This window comes from Serratia sp. GW822-FHT06E05 (assembly GCF_058799445.1).
Map to the genome: position 1 here is coordinate 305249 of NZ_JBXALM010000003.1, position 16336 is coordinate 321584.

Genomic DNA, 16336 nt, shown 5'->3' on the forward strand with positions numbered 1-16336 from the left:
TCACTTATGGCTACACTCATCGCAGAAAACCTGGCGAAAGCCTACAAGGGCCGCAAAGTCGTTGAAGACGTCAGCCTGAAAGTGAAATCCGGCGAGATCGTCGGCCTGCTGGGGCCAAACGGCGCCGGCAAGACCACCACGTTCTACATGGTGGTCGGTATCGTTCAGCGTGACGCCGGACGTATCGTGATTGACGAAGAAGACATCAGCCTGCTGCCACTGCACGCCCGTGCGCGTCGTGGCATCGGCTATCTGCCGCAGGAAGCCTCGATCTTCCGCCGCCTGAGCGTTTACGACAACCTGATGGCGGTGCTGGAGATCCGTGACGATCTCAGCAGCGAACAGCGGGCAGACCGTGCGGTAGAACTGATGGAAGAGTTCCATATCTCCCATCTACGCGACAACCTGGGCCAGGCGCTGTCCGGTGGCGAACGTCGCCGCGTGGAGATCGCACGTGCGCTGGCGGCTAACCCGAAATTCATCCTGCTGGATGAACCCTTCGCCGGGGTTGACCCGATTTCCGTTATCGACATTAAAAAAATTATCGAGCACTTGCGTGACAGCGGCCTGGGCGTGCTGATCACCGACCACAACGTGCGCGAAACGCTGGACGTGTGTGAACGCGCCTATATCGTCAGCCAGGGCAAACTGATTGCTCACGGTACGCCGGATGCTATTCTGGCCGATGAGCAGGTAAAACGCGTTTATCTGGGCGAAGAATTCCGCCTCTGAGTACCGGCGCGTCCTGATGGGCGACTGTTAACGGAAGTAGACTGAAGAATATGAAGCAAGGTTTGCAACTCAGGTTTAGCCAACAACTGGCCATGACCCCCCAGCTCCAGCAGGCCATACGCCTGCTGCAGTTGTCCACGCTTGAGCTCCAGCAGGAGATACAGCTGGCGTTAGAGAGCAATCCACTGCTTGAACAGACCGATCTGCACGAAGAAATCGACGCGAAAGAGACGACCGAAACCGAAGGTTTGGATACCCGGGAGGCGCTGGAACAAAAGGACATGCCCGAAGAGCTGCCGCTGGACGCCACCTGGGACGAGATCTATACCGCCGGAACTCCGTCAGGAACTCGCACCGATTACAGTGACGACGAACTGCCGGTGTATCAGGGTGAAACCACCCAAACCCTGCAGGATTACCTGATGTGGCAGGTGGATCTGACGCCGTTTTCCGATACCGATGCTGCCATTGCCACCTCGATCGTCGACGCCGTCGATGACACCGGCTATCTCACCGTGCCGCTGGAAGACATTCTGGAGAGCATGGGTGACGAGAATGTGACAATGGACGAAGTCGAGGCGGTATTGAAGCGCGTACAGCGGTTTGATCCGGTTGGCGTCGCGGCGCGCGACCTGCGCGATTGTCTGCTGGTTCAGCTATCCCAATACGCCCAAGACACGCCTTACCTGGCGGAAGCGCGCCTGATCATCAGCGAACATCTGGACTTGCTGGCTAACCACGACTTTCGCAGCCTGATGCGAACAACGCGCTCAAAAGAAGATACACTGAAAGAAGCGATGTTGCTGATCCAGTCACTCGATCCGCGTCCAGGCCAGTCGATCAACACCGGCGAATCTGAGTACGTGATCCCGGACGTGCTGGTCCGCAAAGTGCAGGATGTGTGGACGGTCGAGCTCAACAGCGACAGCATCCCAAGGCTGAAGATCAATCAGCAGTATGCTGCGCTGGGCAATAGCGCGCGTAACGACAGCGACGGTCAGTACATCCGCAGCAATTTGCAGGAAGCGAAATGGCTGATCAAGAGCCTGGAAAGCCGCAACGACACCCTGCTGAAAGTTTCGCGCTGCATCGTCGAGCAGCAGCAGGCGTTCTTTGAGCAAGGCGCGGAATTTATGAAGCCCATGGTGCTGGCGGATATCGCTCAGGCCGTGGAGATGCATGAATCGACAATCTCACGCGTGACCACGCAGAAGTTTTTGCACAGTCCGCGCGGCATTTTCGAATTGAAATATTTCTTCTCAAGCCACGTGAATACCGACAGCGGGGGCGAAGCTTCCTCTACGGCGATCCGGGCGGTGGTGAAGAAATTGATTGCGGCGGAAAACCCCGCCAAACCGCTCAGCGACAGCAAGCTGGCTACCCTGCTCTCCGATCAGGGGATCATCGTGGCGCGGCGTACCGTCGCCAAGTACCGAGAGTCTTTGTCCATCCCGCCGTCCAACCAACGTAAACAGTTGGTTTGACCTCTATTGAGAAGGAAGACACTATGCAGCTCAACATTACCGGACACCACATCGAAATCACCGAACCCTTGCGTGAGTTCGTGAACACCAAGTTCGCCAAACTCGAACAGTATTTTGACCGCATAAATCAGGTGTATGTCGTGCTTAGTGTGGAAAAAGTGCAGCAGATTGCGGAAGCGACGGTGCACGTGAATGGAGGCGAGTTGCACGCCACCTCGGAAGACGAGAACATGTATGCGGCAATTGATACCCTGATCGACAAACTGGCGCGTCAATTGAACAAACATAAAGACAAACTGAAACAACACTGACATTCTGGGCCGTTTCCGTCAGCGGGTACGGCTCAAACGTAGCCTCGGCCATCGGCGCGTTACCTGTTTGGGTACGCGCCGATAAGCCATCAGGGTTAAACAAGGCGAAAAATCACCTCACAAGCCTGCTTGCTGGTGTGGTTTTAAGTGAAGATGAGATGAACAACGAAACAATGCAGTTAAGCTCGGTATTAAATATCGAGTGCACCAGAAGCTCCGTACATTGCACCAGCAAGAAACGGGCTTTGGAAATTATCAGCGAACTGGCCGCCAAACAGCTCAATCTGCCACCCCAGGTGGTATTTGACGCGGTTCTCACCCGCGAGCGCATGGGCAGCACCGGTATCGGCAACGGTATCGCCATCCCCCATGGCAAACTGGAAGAGGACACACTGCGGGCCGTTGGCGTGTTTATTCGTCTCGACCAACCTATCGCCTTCGACGCCATTGATAACCAGCCGGTCGATCTGCTGTTCGCCCTGCTGGTGCCGGCCGACCAATGTAAAACCCATCTGCATACCCTGTCTCTGGTCGCCAAGCGTCTGGCCGACAAAACAGTATGCCGCCGCCTGCGCGCGGCGCAAAGTGACGAAGAGCTTTACCAAATCATCACCGAGTAACGCCCGGCTGGCGTGACTTCCAGCCCGGATAACGATACTGTTTAGCCATGATGGATTCCGGTTCAGGCCGGAATAATAAAGTTTCTAACGGTGGCGATAAACGCCACTGAGATGCCAGGGGGAGTTGCCACATGGTGCTGATGATTGTCAGCGGCCGTTCCGGTTCAGGGAAATCCGTCGCCTTGCGGGCGCTGGAAGACATGGGTTTTTACTGCGTTGATAACCTGCCCGTGGTACTGCTGCCGCAGCTTGCCAATACGCTGGCGGAACGCAACAGCTCCGCGGCGGTAAGCATCGACGTGCGTAACATGCCGGAATCGCCGGAAGTGTTTGAATATGCAATGACCCAACTGCCGGACAGCTTTTCGCCGCAGTTGCTGTTCCTTGATGCCGACCGTAACACACTGATTCGTCGTTACAGTGATACTCGTCGCTTACACCCGCTGTCCAGCAAGAATCTGTCGCTGGAAAGCGCCATCGATGAAGAAAGCGATCTGCTGGAACCACTGCGTTCACGAGCCGATCTGATCATCGACACCTCGGAAATGTCGGTGCATGAACTGGCCGAAATGCTGCGTACCCGTTTACTGGGCAAACGCGAGCGCGAGCTGACCATGGTGTTTGAATCCTTCGGCTTTAAGCACGGTATACCGATCGACGCCGATTACGTGTTCGACGTACGTTTCCTGCCGAACCCACACTGGGATCCTAAACTTCGCCCGATGACCGGCCTGGATAAACCCGTCGCCTCATTCCTCGATCGCCACACTGAGGTGCACAACTTTATCTACCAGACCCGCAGCTATCTGGAACAGTGGTTGCCAATGCTGGAAACCAACAACCGCAGCTATCTGACGGTGGCCATTGGCTGTACCGGCGGCAAACACCGTTCAGTCTACGTAGCGGAACAGTTGGCCGATTACTTCCGCTCTCGCGGCAAGAACGTACAGTCACGCCACCGCACGCTGGAAAAACGCAAACAATGACGGTCAAGCAAACGGTTGAAATCAAAAACAAACTGGGCATGCACGCCCGCCCGGCGATGAAGCTGTTCGAGCTGGTGCAGAGTTTTGATGCCGAAGTGATGCTGCGTAACGACAGCGGCACCGAGGCCGAGGCCAGCAGCGTGATTGCGCTGCTGATGCTGGACTCTGCGCAGGGGCGCCATATCGAGGTGGAAGCCACCGGCCCGGATGAGGTGAAAGCGCTGGCCGCGGTGATTGAACTGATTAATTCCGGTTTTGACGAAGACTAAAATACTGGGGGCGCTATTGCGCCCTTTTCATTAGACCTAACCCCTCCAGTCCTAGATCCGGCTCAAACAGTCCAGCGCCACCGCCTTGAAGCTATCGAAGTTGTTGCTGCCCAACAGGCGGCTCATTGACCGCTCGCGTACAAAGGTGACAAACAGCTCATAAATAGCCATCGCTTCTTCGTAATCGCTTTTGCTGATCGCCAACAGGAAGATCACGTGGGCGATTTCGCCCTCTCCCCAGACCACACCCTGCGGCGCCAGCAGCGTCACCACCACGGTTTTTTTCGCCAACAGGCCCAGCGAGTGCGGCAGTGCGATCCCCTCGCCCAGCAGCGTGGAAACAATCGCCTCGCGCTCTACGACCGACGGATAAAAGTCATCACCTACGTAGCCTTCGCGCTCAAGTTGGCTGCACACTTTCTGGAACAATTGCGCCTGAGTCAGCGGCTCGTTCACCACCATAAAATGGTCGGCGTCGAAAAACTTCTCCAGCATATAGGGCTTGGTGCGATCCACCAGCACCAGCTTACCCAACTGTTCTAGCTGGTATTCGGTCGGGAACGGTGACATCACCACCACCGGTTTGTTCTTTTCACTGACCCGCGCGTTGGAAATGACAAAGTCTTCGTCGATATGATTGAGCACCTCGTAATCGCGTAGCGAAACGATGCGCGTCATCACCAACTGCGGGTATTTGCGTGCGATTTGCGCCTGGATCATCCGGACCGTCGAGTTGCCGGTATCGCAGACCAACATCACCTGCGGATGGCGCTCATAACCGATGTTGTAATGCCGCTCCAGGCCAACGCCAATGTGCAGCACCAAATAGCCGATCTCGTTTTCACTCAGGGTATAAGGCGTGTATTTTCCCCAGCTCGATACGGCCGCCAGCGTCACGTCGTAGGCCATCGGGTAGTGCTGCTTGATGTTCGCCAACAGCGGGTTGGGGATATTAATCTGGTATTTCACCCGGGTGATCATGGTTTTGATGTGGGTGAGCAGATCGGCCCGCAGCTGCTTGTCCCCTTGCAGGTTGTAGTTATAGTGCGAATTGATATACGACAGGATGTAATCCACCAGCGCTTCTTCATCGTCGGCGTTGATCTCGGTCGGCTGCACCTCCTGCACACGACGCGCGGCGATGTTGACCCGTAGATAAGCCTCCTCCGCCATCGAGACCTCTTTGCCGCTGGCTTTGCGTAACTCCCCGGCTAGCCAGGTAGAAGCCTTACGCACAGCGTCATCACCGTCCTCAACGTCAAAATCCGGCAACGGATAGCCGTCGGTAATGCGCCGCAATGCCACCGCACAGTAGAAAATCAGGTACTGTTCACCTTCGTCGGTCAGACGAATAGCATATTGAGACAACAGCGGATGCAGCAGCCCGGCAAAGGTCACCACCTGCGGTTGCTGCAGGATCTCATTGTTAAGCAATGGGTTTTCGGCGTCGGCCAAATGCAGTTGGAATAACAAGTCGGTCAGGCAGGCGCGGATCGCCATCTCCGAGCCGAACAGCTTCATGCCGTAGCGCGGCTTGGTCTCGATGGTCAACTGATAGTGCGCCAGGCGCTCCCTCACCTCAGCCATGTCGTTTTGCAGCGTGCCGCGGCTGACAAACCATTCGTCGGCTAAATCTTCCAGCTTCAGAGAAAAGGCTGAGGTCAAAAAACGAACCAGCAGATAATGTACCCGCTCCTGTGCGCTGCGTGGCGTGGCGTGTTTTTTACGCTCCTGATGCTGCAGGGCGCTGAACAACCTGGCATCATCCACCTGCAGGCGATAGCCCGCACCGCGGCTATGCACAAAGTGCGCACCATATTTTTCCAAAATATCGTTCAGCGCGGTGATATCAGCACGCACGGTTCGGGTGGACACGGCAAAACGCTTCGCCAACTCGTCCTGCGGCAAGGTTTCAGACTGCAAAGCATCGAACAGATAGGCCAAACGCGGGTAGGGAAATCGCACCATTCTCTTTCCGTCAATTAGAGTGCCCGCCAGGTGGATCCGGCGGGCAACAAGTTACTTGGCTAGCGGCAAGAACACCATTTGCGAGGGGCTGCCGACCGGCGTATAGCCTTCAACAAAGCTGAGTTTGCCACTGGCCTTATCCACGCTGAAACGGGTGACGTTATCGCTGCGTTGATTCATCGCATACAGATAGCGCCCGTCCGGACTCAGCGTTAACGAGCGCGGATAATCCCCGCGCGTCCAGGTTTCCGCCACCGAATGCAGCTCGCCTCCACTGCCAACGCTGAACTGCGCGATGCTGTTATGCAGCCGATTGGCCACGTACAGATTTTTGCCATCCTCGCTCAGCACCAGGCCGGCGGCGAAGTTGGTGCCCTTATAATCGGCTGGCAGCGAAGAGATCACGTGCAACTGTTTCAGAGTACCTTTTTGATTATCAAAACGGTAGCTGGTCAGCGTGGAAGCCTCTTCGTTCACCAGCAGCAAGGTTTTCCCGTCCGGATGAAACACGAAATGACGCGGCCCGGCGCCGGCGGAAGATGCCGCGATCCACGGCGGATCGTTCGGCGTTAACTGGCCGCTGGCATCGTCAAAGCGCCATTGATAAATACGATCCAGCCCCAGATCGGTGGAGAACACAAACTTGCCGCTCGGATCGCTGGCGATCATATGCGCATGCGGGCCGTTGTGATCGCTGATGGCAAAGCTGCCCTCCACCGCCGCCTCCGGCTTGCCAGCCCCTGCCGGTCCTTGCTGTTGCTGCACCGAACTGGCCGTGCCCAGCTTGCCGTCGCTTTCAACCGGGAAAGCCGCTACGGTGCCACTGACGTAGTTTGCCACCAACAGATGACGACCGTTTGGCGTCAGGAAGAGATAAACCGGCCCCGCCCCCTGCGCATCAACCTGATTGAGCTGGGTCAGGCTGCCGTCCGTCGGATTGATACGGTAAGCAATAATGCCGCCATGCTGAGTCCCGTTAAAGTCCGCCACTTCGCTGGCGACATACAGCGTCTGGCCTTTGGCATCCACGGTAAGCTGTGCTGGGTTCGGCTGGCTGCTGGCCAGGGTTCTGGCGCTCAGTGCGCCGCTGACCGGATCGACCTGCACCCGGTAAACGCCTTCGCCGTTAGGGTTGTAAGTACCGATATAAGCAAAATGAGATGACGTAGATTTCATTGCATCCTCAGCATGAAGCGCCGGGCTAGCCATCGCCAGCAGCGCCAGAGTGACTGCAGTTCGCAGGGTGGAAGATGTTTGCCAGTTTCGCATAGTTATCCTGATGGTATACCCGTCATCTTTCAAGCCACAGCGTTGTTAGCTGCAACTTGAAAGCCAGAGGGGAAAGATAGCGGCGCGGTGTGCCCGCGCCTGGGGATACAGAGCCTGCGCCTCCCTGCCTTACGTCATCCGATAATGCGCTTTAACCCACCAGCTTTTTGGTGGTCGCCAGCAGGGCTTTCACGTCCTGTGGGCGGGTGTTACCGGTGCTGGAGTCGATGATTGAGCTATAGATGTGCGGGATCACGCGCTTCACGCCGGCAGCCAATGCGATCTCGACGATCGGCTCGAAGTTTTCCAGATCGATACCGCCGGTCGGTTCCAGCATAAAGTCATGCTCGGCACAGGCTTTGGCGACATACTCGTATTCCTCTCTGCATGCCAGTCCGCCCATCGGGAAATATTTGATTGAGCTACCGCCCATGTCTTTCAACAAGGCGATGGCGGTTTCCACCGGCACAATGCCGTCCGGCGCGGCAGCGCTCAGCGGCCCCGTCGAAATTTTTACCCAGCCAACGCGGCCGGTTGGCGACACCAGACCGTTCACCACGCTGTCATTCTGCCCCAGCAGCGCACGGCTAGCGCCCACGCCGGTAAACACCTGATTGACGTGCTGCGGCTGTACCCGCTGGGAAATCAGGCTGACCATTGCCGATTGTTTAGGATCGCCTGCGCCCAACCCTACCGACAGCGCATTTTCTATCAGACGCGCATAACGCTGCATGTCCGCAACTGCACTGTCGACGTCCGGGTAGTTCTTGGAAAGCACCCCCACCAGCACATGCCCTTCTGCCGCCGCATAAATCTCCTGCGCGTTGTCTTTCGAACCGGCCAACACGTTGAGGCACACGCGATCGCGATAGTAGTTAGGTTGCAGCTTCATGCTTGTTTCTCCGTGAACAGATTTTTAATACAGGTGAAAACGGTCATCAGCTGTTGCTGATCAACGCTGCGCACGTCCACTTCAATCTTGCCTTCGTTAGCTTTATAGCCACGGAAGTAGATAGCGATCTCGCCGGTTTTCAGCGCCTGCACAATGTCGTAGGTCGACCATCCCAGCACCGCTTCGTCGAACGTGATTTCTGCCCGTGCGATATCACGCCCGGCGCTGTCCCAGACGGTTTTGGCGCTGATACCGGTCAGGGTATTCAGACTGTCGATAAACGGCGTCATTCTTTCCACCATCTGCTGCCCGGTGGTTTTCTCCAGCCGCAGGTAGCTTTCTATCGCCTGCGTCAGGCCGAGGATGCCCTCTTTGCCGACCTTCATCGCCCGGCCGATACCACCGGTTTGCAGCTTCACCCATTCGACGTACTGTTTCTTGCCAATCACCAGACCGCTGGTCGGGCCTTCGATGGCCTTGGCTCCGCTGTAAACCACCAGGTCGGCTCCCATCTGGTAGTAGCACAGCAGATCTTCTTCCGCCGCGGCATCGACGATCAGTGGCAGGTTATGTTTGCGCGCCACCACCACCGCCTGCTCAACGGAAAGAATGCTTTTCTGCACGCAGTGGTGTGACTTGATATAGAGGATCGCCGCCGTTTGCGGCGTAATGCAGGCCTCGAGCTGCTCGGCGGAACACTCGTTGGCGTAACCGGCTTCAACCACCTTGCCGCCACCCAGCGCCACCATGGTATCGACCGGCGCACCAAAGTTGACGTTATGACCGCGCGGCAACACGATTTCGCGCGGAACGGTAATAGGTGCGGAGTGCAGGTTCACCAACAGGTTGGCGTTGTCTTTGACGATCAGCGCCGCCACTGACTGGGCAATGCCCGCCGAGGCGCAGGAAACCACCACCGCGCTTTCGACATTCAGCAAATTGGCGATGTAGGCGCCGGTTTTGTCGACCAGATCCTTGATTTCGAAGTAGTGGTTCATGCCGTAATCCACGGCATCAATGACGTCCTGGCGCGGCGTAGACACGCCGAGTGCAGTCATGCGACCTGAAGTGTTGATGACCTGTTTTAAATTATATTTTTCATAAATCGAAGACATGAGCGGCTTTCCCTTCATCGGTTAATAGGATTTCCCCGGCCACCACGGCGGCCAGCGGAACCAGCAATTGTTGGCCCTCGGCCGACTGCCCTTCTGAATCGGCGAACACCTGTGGCCCCTGACGGAGCTCGAACAGCGTGAAATCGGCATCGCAGCCCGGTTCTAGTCGCCCCTTATGGGACAGATGCAGCGCCGAGGCGGCATTTTCCGTAACGCAGGCAATCACCTGCGGCAGCGATAACCCAACGCTGAAGAATTTGGACATCACCGTCGCCAGGCTGTGTACCGGCCCGGCCATCCGGTTGCGGCAGTAGATATCGGAGCTGATGGTATGCGGCAAAATGCCAAGCGCTATCGCCTGGCGCGCCACCTCGAAGCTGAAGCTGGCGGTGCCGTGGCCAACATCCAGCAGGACGCCGCGCTTTAGCGCGCGCTGGATAGACTCACGCAGCGTGCCCGCCGGCGTCAGAATGCGATTCGGTTTGCCGTTGTAGCAGTGAGTGATAATGTCGCCACGGGTTAGCAGATCGGCTATTTCATCCAGATCCGGCGGGTTATTGCCGATATGAACCATCAACGGCAACAGGTTATTTTCTTGCTGGATCTCTTTGGCCAGCACCAGCGGCCGGATGCCGTTCTGGCCAACGACGCTGCTGCTCATGCGCGCCTTGATGCCGATGACAAAACCGGCATGTTTGTCGATCGCCCGGCTGACTTTCTGTTTGTCGATGTCTGCCAAATCAGCCAGTTCGTTCTGACGCAGCAGGCCGATGCGCGAAATGTTCAGGAAGGCGAAAACGTTGGTTTTGCTGCTGCGCGTCAGCGTATAAAACGCATCCACGTCGTCGGTGCCGGTGCTGCCGGCATCCACCACCGTGGTGACGCCACAGGCCGTCCCGACCAAGTCCGGTTGGTCATGGTAAATCGGCGAAGAGGGGTAGCAGTGCACGTGGGAGTCGATCCAGCCAGCGCTCAGGCGGCAGTTACCCGCCAGATCCAGTCTTCGATGGGCGTGGACGTCGTCGGCCAATTGACCCACTTCGGCAATCTTGCCGTCTTTGACCGCCAGATCCACCAGCCGATCATCCGCCAGTCTGGCGCCTGTGATTACTAAGTCATACATACCGCATTACTCCTTTTACAGCCTGGGGACGGCACCGCGTACCGCCCCCAGCAATCACGTTCGTGATTAGGCGATAGCTACCGGGAAAATGGCCCCTAACAGCATCGCACCGAGGATCGCCCCACCGGTGATCGGCTTATTCCAGATATAGAACAGCAAGGCGCCAAGCAGCGAGCCGATACCGATCGGAATGGAAGCGGTCATCGCCGACAAGATGATCAACGGCCCCAGGAAACGCCCCGAGGAGTTACCGGCGCCCATCATCACGTCCGCCCCGTAGGTGGAGTTGCTCTGATTGATGGTAAATTTACGCGCCAAAATGATCAGGTAGCCAATCGCCAGGCCAATCACCAGGCCGGTCACCAGCGAGGCGGCAAAGTTAGCGACCGGGAAAATGATCCCCGCCCCCAGCAGCAGCGCCGGAACCCCCAGCCCCACGCCGGTCTGGATCGCACCGCCGATGTCCAGGATCCCCACCAGCGAACCTTCAATGATGCGCGCAAACAGGAAGCTGGCCCCGAAGGCCGCCACGGCACCGTAAACGCCAGTGTCCATTCCCGCACGCAGCATGGAAACAAAGGCCACTTCGTTAAACGCGCCGATGCCGTACAGGTAGTACATATGTGTTCCGGCGAACACGCCTGAGGAAAGCAGACCGACAAAAATCGGGAATGACCAGTCGGCATACCAGAAGCCTTTTTGGGTTTGTTCTTCCATTATCCAGCTCCTTATTTACCGCTCAGGGTGTTGTGAATGGCGTCCAACCAACCCGGCACGCCAAGGCTGAAGGACTCGAGGGCTTTCATGTCGAAGCCGCGGAAGAACCCGCTCAGCACGAACAGCAGCACGATCACCGCCATCATGATCTTGGTGATTTTGTTCCAGCCGCTCTCTTCCACGCCTTTACCGATCAGGATGCCCAGCACCAGCCCCGGAACGGCGTTGCCCATAATCAGCTGCGCCAGGCCGCCGAAGATGGTGCCCCAGAAGCCGGAACGGCGTCCGGCGTCGATCGCCGCCAGCCAGAAGATCACCGGCATCACGGTATTCACCAGCAGGTTTGCTGCCGGCACCAGCACCTTGATCGCCGTCACCTGCAATGCGGCAGGCACGGCGGAAGCGGTGGTATTCAGGAAGGCCACAACCAGCATGCCGATGATGCCGCAGGCGATAGCCATTTTTTTCGGATCGTGCAGCGTTTGCGCCAGGTTGCGGTTTTTGACCATCAACGCAGCCGCGCCCCAGTGTGGAATAATGCGGTGGTCAACGTCCTGCGTGAAGGCCCCTGCTGCCACGGAAGACGCCCAGGCGTTGAAGAAGAAGCCCAGACCGAATGAGAAGTGGGAAGCCGGGTCACCCTCGCAGGAGTTCAACTCGCCCAAGGTGCGGAAAGCCCCCATGCCCTGTGTCGTCGGAGCATGGAACATACGTGCGGCGCCGGCCCCTACGCCAACCCCCACCAGTCCGCCGATAATAAGCGACTTAAATAAGATGATTAAAAACATCAGTATACCCTTTGATTTATGCTAACGTTTTTATTTCGCGACGAAGACAACTTTTTCTGTATTGATCATTGTCACGTTCACGGTTATTTCCAGAGCCACGAAGTAGCTTTTTCTTTCGCGCGGCAGAAAGAAAAACAGAAACTTTTCTTTTGTTATTTTCTCTTCTGCTTTTAATACGCTGACATCCTGCGGTTCAATACGCAGCAGAATATTACCGGTGGATTTTAATACCGCGCCCTGCACATTGGCCAAGGCGGAAGCAAAAGCTTTCGCTTTGCTGTCGCCCTTACCCTCCACCTTTACCGACGTTGTATATTGTTCTTTCATTACGGGTTGCCGTGTTTTTTGACGTAGGCTTCAACCAGTCTTTGACCCAGCTCTTCTTTATCCATAAAACCAAAACCCAATACGGTGCAGCCTTCGTTTATTGCCGTCACGCCCTCATCAATGGAACGCATGCCGTATTTGGCTTTGTAGCCGTATTTAGTCTGGGCGGTAATGGCACCAGCGCCGCCGCTGCCGCAGAAAGAAATGCCCAGCTGCGCGCCTTCCGCTTTCATCACGTCACCCAGCTTCATGTCGGCCGCCACACCGGGGATCACGATGGCTTTTCCGCCTGCGTTTTCAATGCCCTGACCCACTTTCTGACCTTTACCCAAACGATCGCCAATCACTACGGTAATCTGACCCATGGTATTTTCTCCTGATTAATTTAATTCGGTAACTGCTATTGGTTATTATCTTTTGCCACTTCAAAATGGACGGAAAGCAAATAAGCCTCTTCAATCGGCAGAGTGGTAAATTGGTCGACTACCCGCTCCGCCATTTGCATGGATTCCGCCGAGATCTCGTCAAACAGTGATTTATCGACTTCCGGTAATGGCTCGCCGGTTATTGAGCGTAACACCATGGCGCGAATATGCGACTCCAGCATCTGTTGCTGCACCGCATTGGTATAAATATCTTCGGCGTTTAGCATGACGGTAATATCAGTCAGCACCCGTTCGGTTATCGCCCCGGCCGTGCTGACGTCAGGTTGTTCACTATTTTCTCTCGCAGCAGATCCATCATTCACTTTTCAGTACCCCTAGATCCAAACATGATTCCGTAAGTCGCACAGCACATCACCTGAATAAGCCGCCTTCTCTGATGCCTTTACCCTAACCCCGGGGAGATATTCTGTGTACTCTGTTTTTTTCCAGTTGAAAGTGGAAATTCAATGACCGTCAGGGATCCATTTCGCAAAATAAGCATCTGCCAGATAATTCAATTAGATTACAAAAAGATATCGCCACAAAAGGTTTCCAGTTGAGCCAAGGGAGGTGAAAAGCTTCGTGATCGGGATCTCTTTCTTTTCCCGGCTTAACCGCCTACTATCGGTAAGACAATTCGACATCAACAACACCCCCGTACCTCTGGCGCGGGGGTTTTGCTTTTGTGCTGTTTTTCCGAATTTATGGGCGCGTTACCCGACGCCTTTTGATTTGACTGGAGAGTGGAATGACCAAGCCAACCATTACTATTAATGAGCTGGATGCGGAACGCCTGGATGCGCTATTGGAACAACCGGCCTTTGCCAACACCGATGTCGCGGCTGCGCTGAACATCGAGTTGGATCGCGCCGAAATTCTGCCGCCGTCCCAGATCCCGGCCAACGTAGTGACCATGAACAGCCGCGTACGTTTCCGCGATCTGCATACGGCAGAAGAACACGTGCGTACGCTGGTTTACCCGGCTTCGCTGAAGGATAGCCACGAACAGCTGTCGGTGATGGCGCCGCTGGGCGCAGCGCTGCTGGGCATGCACATCGGCAACCAGATTACCTGGCAGTTGCCGAACGGTGAAGAAGCGCGTATCGAAGTGCTGGAACTGTTGTACCAGCCGGAAGCGGCGGGTGAATACCACCGCTAAGCGGTTTTCAGGGCGGTGACCAGCCGCCCTTTCTGTCTCTTACACACCGATGGCGATCAAAACCAGGATCAGCAACAGCACGTAAATTCTGGCATGCAGCCGATCATTGACCTCCGGCAGCCACTTCCTGGCAACCACCGTCCCCACGACACCGCTCGTCACCAACTGCCCGAGCAGGGCCAGATTGACGTAACCCAGATAGTGCGGCCCTGTCATTTCCCTCCATCCCAAACCGACGTACATCAATGCCCCCACGAGGGCGACAGGGATCGACAACGCATTGGCCGAACTGACGCAATGCCGCATCTCGAACCCATGGCGACGCAACAGAGGCACCGTCATCACGCTCCCCCCTACGCCGAGCAGGGTCGCGATGACACCAATCAGCGGGCCGCCGATCAACAGAGTCGATGGTGAAAGTGCAGCGCGTACCGGCTTAACCAAAAACCCCGGCCTGAACAGACAATCCGCAATCGTCACCAGGATGTAAATCACAAACAACAAGCGCACCGTGCCGTCCGCCAACAGGCTGGATGCAAAAGCCCCCAGCACCGCCCCCATCCCGATATAAAAAATGAGCGGAACCAGAGTTTCACGCAGCAGGTTGCCACTGCGCCACTGGGCAAAAGTGGCGTAACCTGCCGTGAAAATCATCACCGCCGTCGAGGTGGCCACTGCGATATGCATCGCCTGACCAGGCTGTTCCCCCGAGGCGATCACCAGATGGTAAACCAGTGGCACCACCACAAAACCACCGCCAAAACCGAACACGATGGTCGTCATACCGGTAACAACGCCGGTCAACAGCACGAAAATAATATCCACCATAGCCGCAGGCGCTCCTGAGTAAAGATGTCGAGCGGCAGCATAAAACACCGGCTTTTGGCTTGCTTCATATCAAAGGCCAACTATCATTGCGTTTCGGCCAACTGTTCAGCGAAAAGCTTTATGCGCAATCGACATATTGACGATCTCGACTCGGTGCAAAGGCCCGTAATTGCTATTGGCACCGACTACCCAAGGGGTTACCTGCTGCCTATGCACCAGCATCGGCGCGCTCAATTGCTTTACGGCGCCACCGGGGTAATGCACGTGTTCACCCGTCAGGGGAACTGGATTGTGCCGCCTCAGCATGCGGTGTGGCTGCCCCCACAGATGGCGCATGAAGTAAGAATGGTCGGCGTCACGACCCGCAGCCTGTACATTGAACCGGCCGCGTTGCTGATTGATCCACCACAGGATTGCCAGGTGGTCAGCGTAACGCCGCTGATGCGCCAACTGTTGATGGCCGCCGTCGATATGCCACTGGATTACGATGAGCAAGGCCGGGATGGCGCGCTGGTTAGCCTGCTGCTGCATGAGCTGGCCAATCTACCGCCTCTGCCACTGCATATCCCCCTGCCGGCGGACCGGCGGCTGAGTGAACTCTGCCAGCAATTCCTGCAACACCCTGACGCGCACGATTCACCTCAGGCATGGGCTTCGCGGCTGTATATGAGCATCCGCAGTTTCAGCCGCCTGTTTCGCGCTCAGACAGGAATGTCCTTCTCACAATGGCGTCAGCGTGCCTGCGTGGTGTTGGCGCTGGCCCAATTGGCCGAAGGCAGCAGCGTGACGCAGGTGGCTCTGGAATTGGGGTATGAAAGCAGCGCGGCGTTTGCCACCATGTTTCGCCGCGTGCTGGGGCAGGCGCCGTCCTGCTATCTGGCTTCAGAACGGCGCGAAAGGGGTTAGCGGAACTTCTTGTGGTTAGCGTCGCGGGTTTGTTTGAAGCCCTGCGCGACCTGCTTGGCTTCGGCCAGCTTGCCCTGGTTGGCCAGCGCCAGCGATTGGTCGATCTGACCGATCAGCGTGTCCAGCCCGTGGTGGAAATCTTTTATCTCCGGGCTATCGGCCGCTTTGTCCTCCAGCTTGGGCGGGGTGCTTTGCTTTGCATCCACTGCGGCGGCGCGCATGTTCTGCAAACTTTGCTTCAAGGTATCCGTGGAGTCAGTGCTCAGCACCGTTTTGTAATTGCCTGCGATGGTATCCATATCGTCGGCCAGATCGGCCGCGACCGCCAGTGAACTGGCGCCCAGCAGCGCCAGCGCCATCAGCGCTTTCAGTTTGTTCGACATGCTTGCTCACCTTCCAGTTATTGTTTTAGTGGTC

The 16336-nt window shown here is 56.4% G+C and carries 20 protein-coding genes; 8 read left to right on the plus strand and 12 right to left on the minus strand.

Going from position 1 to position 16336, the window contains the following annotated elements:
- Positions 1-6: 6 nt before the first annotated feature.
- The 6 genes from lptB to npr all read left to right on the plus strand — a co-directional run bounded on the left by lptB (position 7) and on the right by npr (position 4402).
- On the plus strand, positions 7-732 hold the full coding sequence (gene lptB, locus AC1RKC_RS11380; RefSeq protein WP_020831867.1) for an LPS export ABC transporter ATP-binding protein: 726 nt from the start codon (positions 7-9) through the stop codon (positions 730-732).
- Between the two features lie 50 nt (positions 733-782).
- Positions 783-2216: an RNA polymerase factor sigma-54 gene (gene rpoN / locus AC1RKC_RS11385; protein ID WP_020831868.1), complete on the plus strand. Its 1434-nt coding sequence runs from the start codon at positions 783-785 to the stop codon at positions 2214-2216.
- Between the two features lie 23 nt (positions 2217-2239).
- Positions 2240-2527, plus strand: coding sequence for a ribosome hibernation promoting factor (gene hpf, locus AC1RKC_RS11390; protein WP_004948547.1), 288 nt, complete (start codon positions 2240-2242; stop codon positions 2525-2527).
- Between the two features lie 158 nt (positions 2528-2685).
- Entirely contained in the window at positions 2686-3147 is a 462-nt protein-coding gene (gene ptsN / locus AC1RKC_RS11395) for a PTS IIA-like nitrogen regulatory protein PtsN (protein WP_115060613.1), read from the plus strand.
- Positions 3148-3278: 131 nt separating this feature from the next.
- The gene (rapZ, locus tag AC1RKC_RS11400; protein WP_012147065.1) at positions 3279-4133 is read left to right on the plus strand and encodes an RNase adapter RapZ; all 855 of its coding nucleotides are present in this window, start codon (positions 3279-3281) and stop codon (positions 4131-4133) included.
- Complete coding sequence (gene npr / locus AC1RKC_RS11405) at positions 4130-4402, plus strand: PTS phosphocarrier protein NPr (RefSeq protein ID WP_020831874.1); 273 nt, start codon at positions 4130-4132, stop codon at positions 4400-4402. The genes rapZ and npr overlap by 4 nt, the downstream gene beginning before the upstream one ends.
- Positions 4403-4453: 51 nt before the next feature.
- On the opposite strand, the gene AC1RKC_RS11410 is transcribed toward npr, so the two are convergent.
- The 10 genes from AC1RKC_RS11410 to AC1RKC_RS11455 all read right to left on the minus strand — a co-directional run bounded on the left by AC1RKC_RS11410 (position 4454) and on the right by AC1RKC_RS11455 (position 13349).
- On the minus strand, positions 4454-6370 hold the full coding sequence (locus AC1RKC_RS11410; RefSeq protein WP_493092477.1) for a BglG family transcription antiterminator: 1917 nt from the start codon (positions 6368-6370) through the stop codon (positions 4454-4456).
- A 51-nt stretch (positions 6371-6421) separates the two neighbouring features.
- Positions 6422-7639: a lactonase family protein gene (locus tag AC1RKC_RS11415; protein WP_046372551.1), complete on the minus strand. Its 1218-nt coding sequence runs from the start codon at positions 7637-7639 to the stop codon at positions 6422-6424.
- A 151-nt stretch (positions 7640-7790) separates the two neighbouring features.
- Positions 7791-8531: a 2-dehydro-3-deoxy-phosphogluconate aldolase gene (dagF, locus tag AC1RKC_RS11420; RefSeq protein ID WP_044553680.1), complete on the minus strand. Its 741-nt coding sequence runs from the start codon at positions 8529-8531 to the stop codon at positions 7791-7793.
- On the minus strand, positions 8528-9646 hold the full coding sequence (locus AC1RKC_RS11425; protein ID WP_020831886.1) for a DgaE family pyridoxal phosphate-dependent ammonia lyase: 1119 nt from the start codon (positions 9644-9646) through the stop codon (positions 8528-8530). The genes dagF and AC1RKC_RS11425 overlap by 4 nt, the downstream gene beginning before the upstream one ends.
- Positions 9630-10769: an amidohydrolase/deacetylase family metallohydrolase gene (locus AC1RKC_RS11430; protein ID WP_020831888.1), complete on the minus strand. Its 1140-nt coding sequence runs from the start codon at positions 10767-10769 to the stop codon at positions 9630-9632. Before AC1RKC_RS11430 ends, AC1RKC_RS11425 begins: the two co-directional genes overlap by 17 nt.
- Before the next feature lie 66 nt (positions 10770-10835).
- Positions 10836-11486 carry a DUF4310 family protein gene (locus AC1RKC_RS11435; RefSeq protein ID WP_017894152.1) on the minus strand — a complete coding sequence of 217 codons (651 nt, stop codon included), beginning with the start codon at positions 11484-11486 and terminating at the stop codon, positions 10836-10838.
- Between the two features lie 11 nt (positions 11487-11497).
- Entirely contained in the window at positions 11498-12274 is a 777-nt protein-coding gene (locus AC1RKC_RS11440; RefSeq protein WP_265555896.1) for a DUF4311 domain-containing protein, read from the minus strand.
- Between the two features lie 30 nt (positions 12275-12304).
- The gene (locus AC1RKC_RS11445) at positions 12305-12601 is read right to left on the minus strand and encodes a DUF4312 family protein (protein WP_020831890.1); all 297 of its coding nucleotides are present in this window, start codon (positions 12599-12601) and stop codon (positions 12305-12307) included.
- Positions 12601-12966, minus strand: coding sequence for a glycine-rich SFCGS family protein (locus AC1RKC_RS11450; protein WP_012147075.1), 366 nt, complete (start codon positions 12964-12966; stop codon positions 12601-12603). Before AC1RKC_RS11450 ends, AC1RKC_RS11445 begins: the two co-directional genes overlap by 1 nt.
- A gap of 35 nt (positions 12967-13001) precedes the next feature.
- The gene (locus AC1RKC_RS11455) at positions 13002-13349 is read right to left on the minus strand and encodes a glycine dehydrogenase (protein ID WP_490635783.1); all 348 of its coding nucleotides are present in this window, start codon (positions 13347-13349) and stop codon (positions 13002-13004) included.
- 425 nt (positions 13350-13774) lie between these two features.
- On the opposite strand from AC1RKC_RS11455, the gene rnk reads away from it, so the two are divergent.
- A complete protein-coding gene (rnk, locus tag AC1RKC_RS11460; protein WP_020831894.1) occupies positions 13775-14185 on the plus strand; it encodes a nucleoside diphosphate kinase regulator in 411 nt (136 codons plus the stop codon).
- Between the two features lie 39 nt (positions 14186-14224).
- On the opposite strand, the gene AC1RKC_RS11465 is transcribed toward rnk, so the two are convergent.
- Complete coding sequence (locus tag AC1RKC_RS11465) at positions 14225-15013, minus strand: sulfite exporter TauE/SafE family protein (protein ID WP_493092478.1); 789 nt, start codon at positions 15011-15013, stop codon at positions 14225-14227.
- Between the two features lie 120 nt (positions 15014-15133).
- On the opposite strand from AC1RKC_RS11465, the gene AC1RKC_RS11470 reads away from it, so the two are divergent.
- Positions 15134-15919, plus strand: a complete 786-nt coding sequence (locus AC1RKC_RS11470; RefSeq protein WP_142816306.1) for an AraC family transcriptional regulator — start codon at positions 15134-15136, stop codon at positions 15917-15919.
- Here AC1RKC_RS11470 and cybC read toward each other — a convergent pair.
- Positions 15916-16302 (minus strand): cytochrome b562, encoded by a 387-nt coding sequence (gene cybC, locus AC1RKC_RS11475; protein WP_115060628.1) that lies wholly within the window; start codon positions 16300-16302, stop codon positions 15916-15918. The two genes, AC1RKC_RS11470 and cybC, sit on opposite strands and share 4 nt — an antisense overlap.
- Positions 16303-16336: the final 34 nt, after the last annotated feature.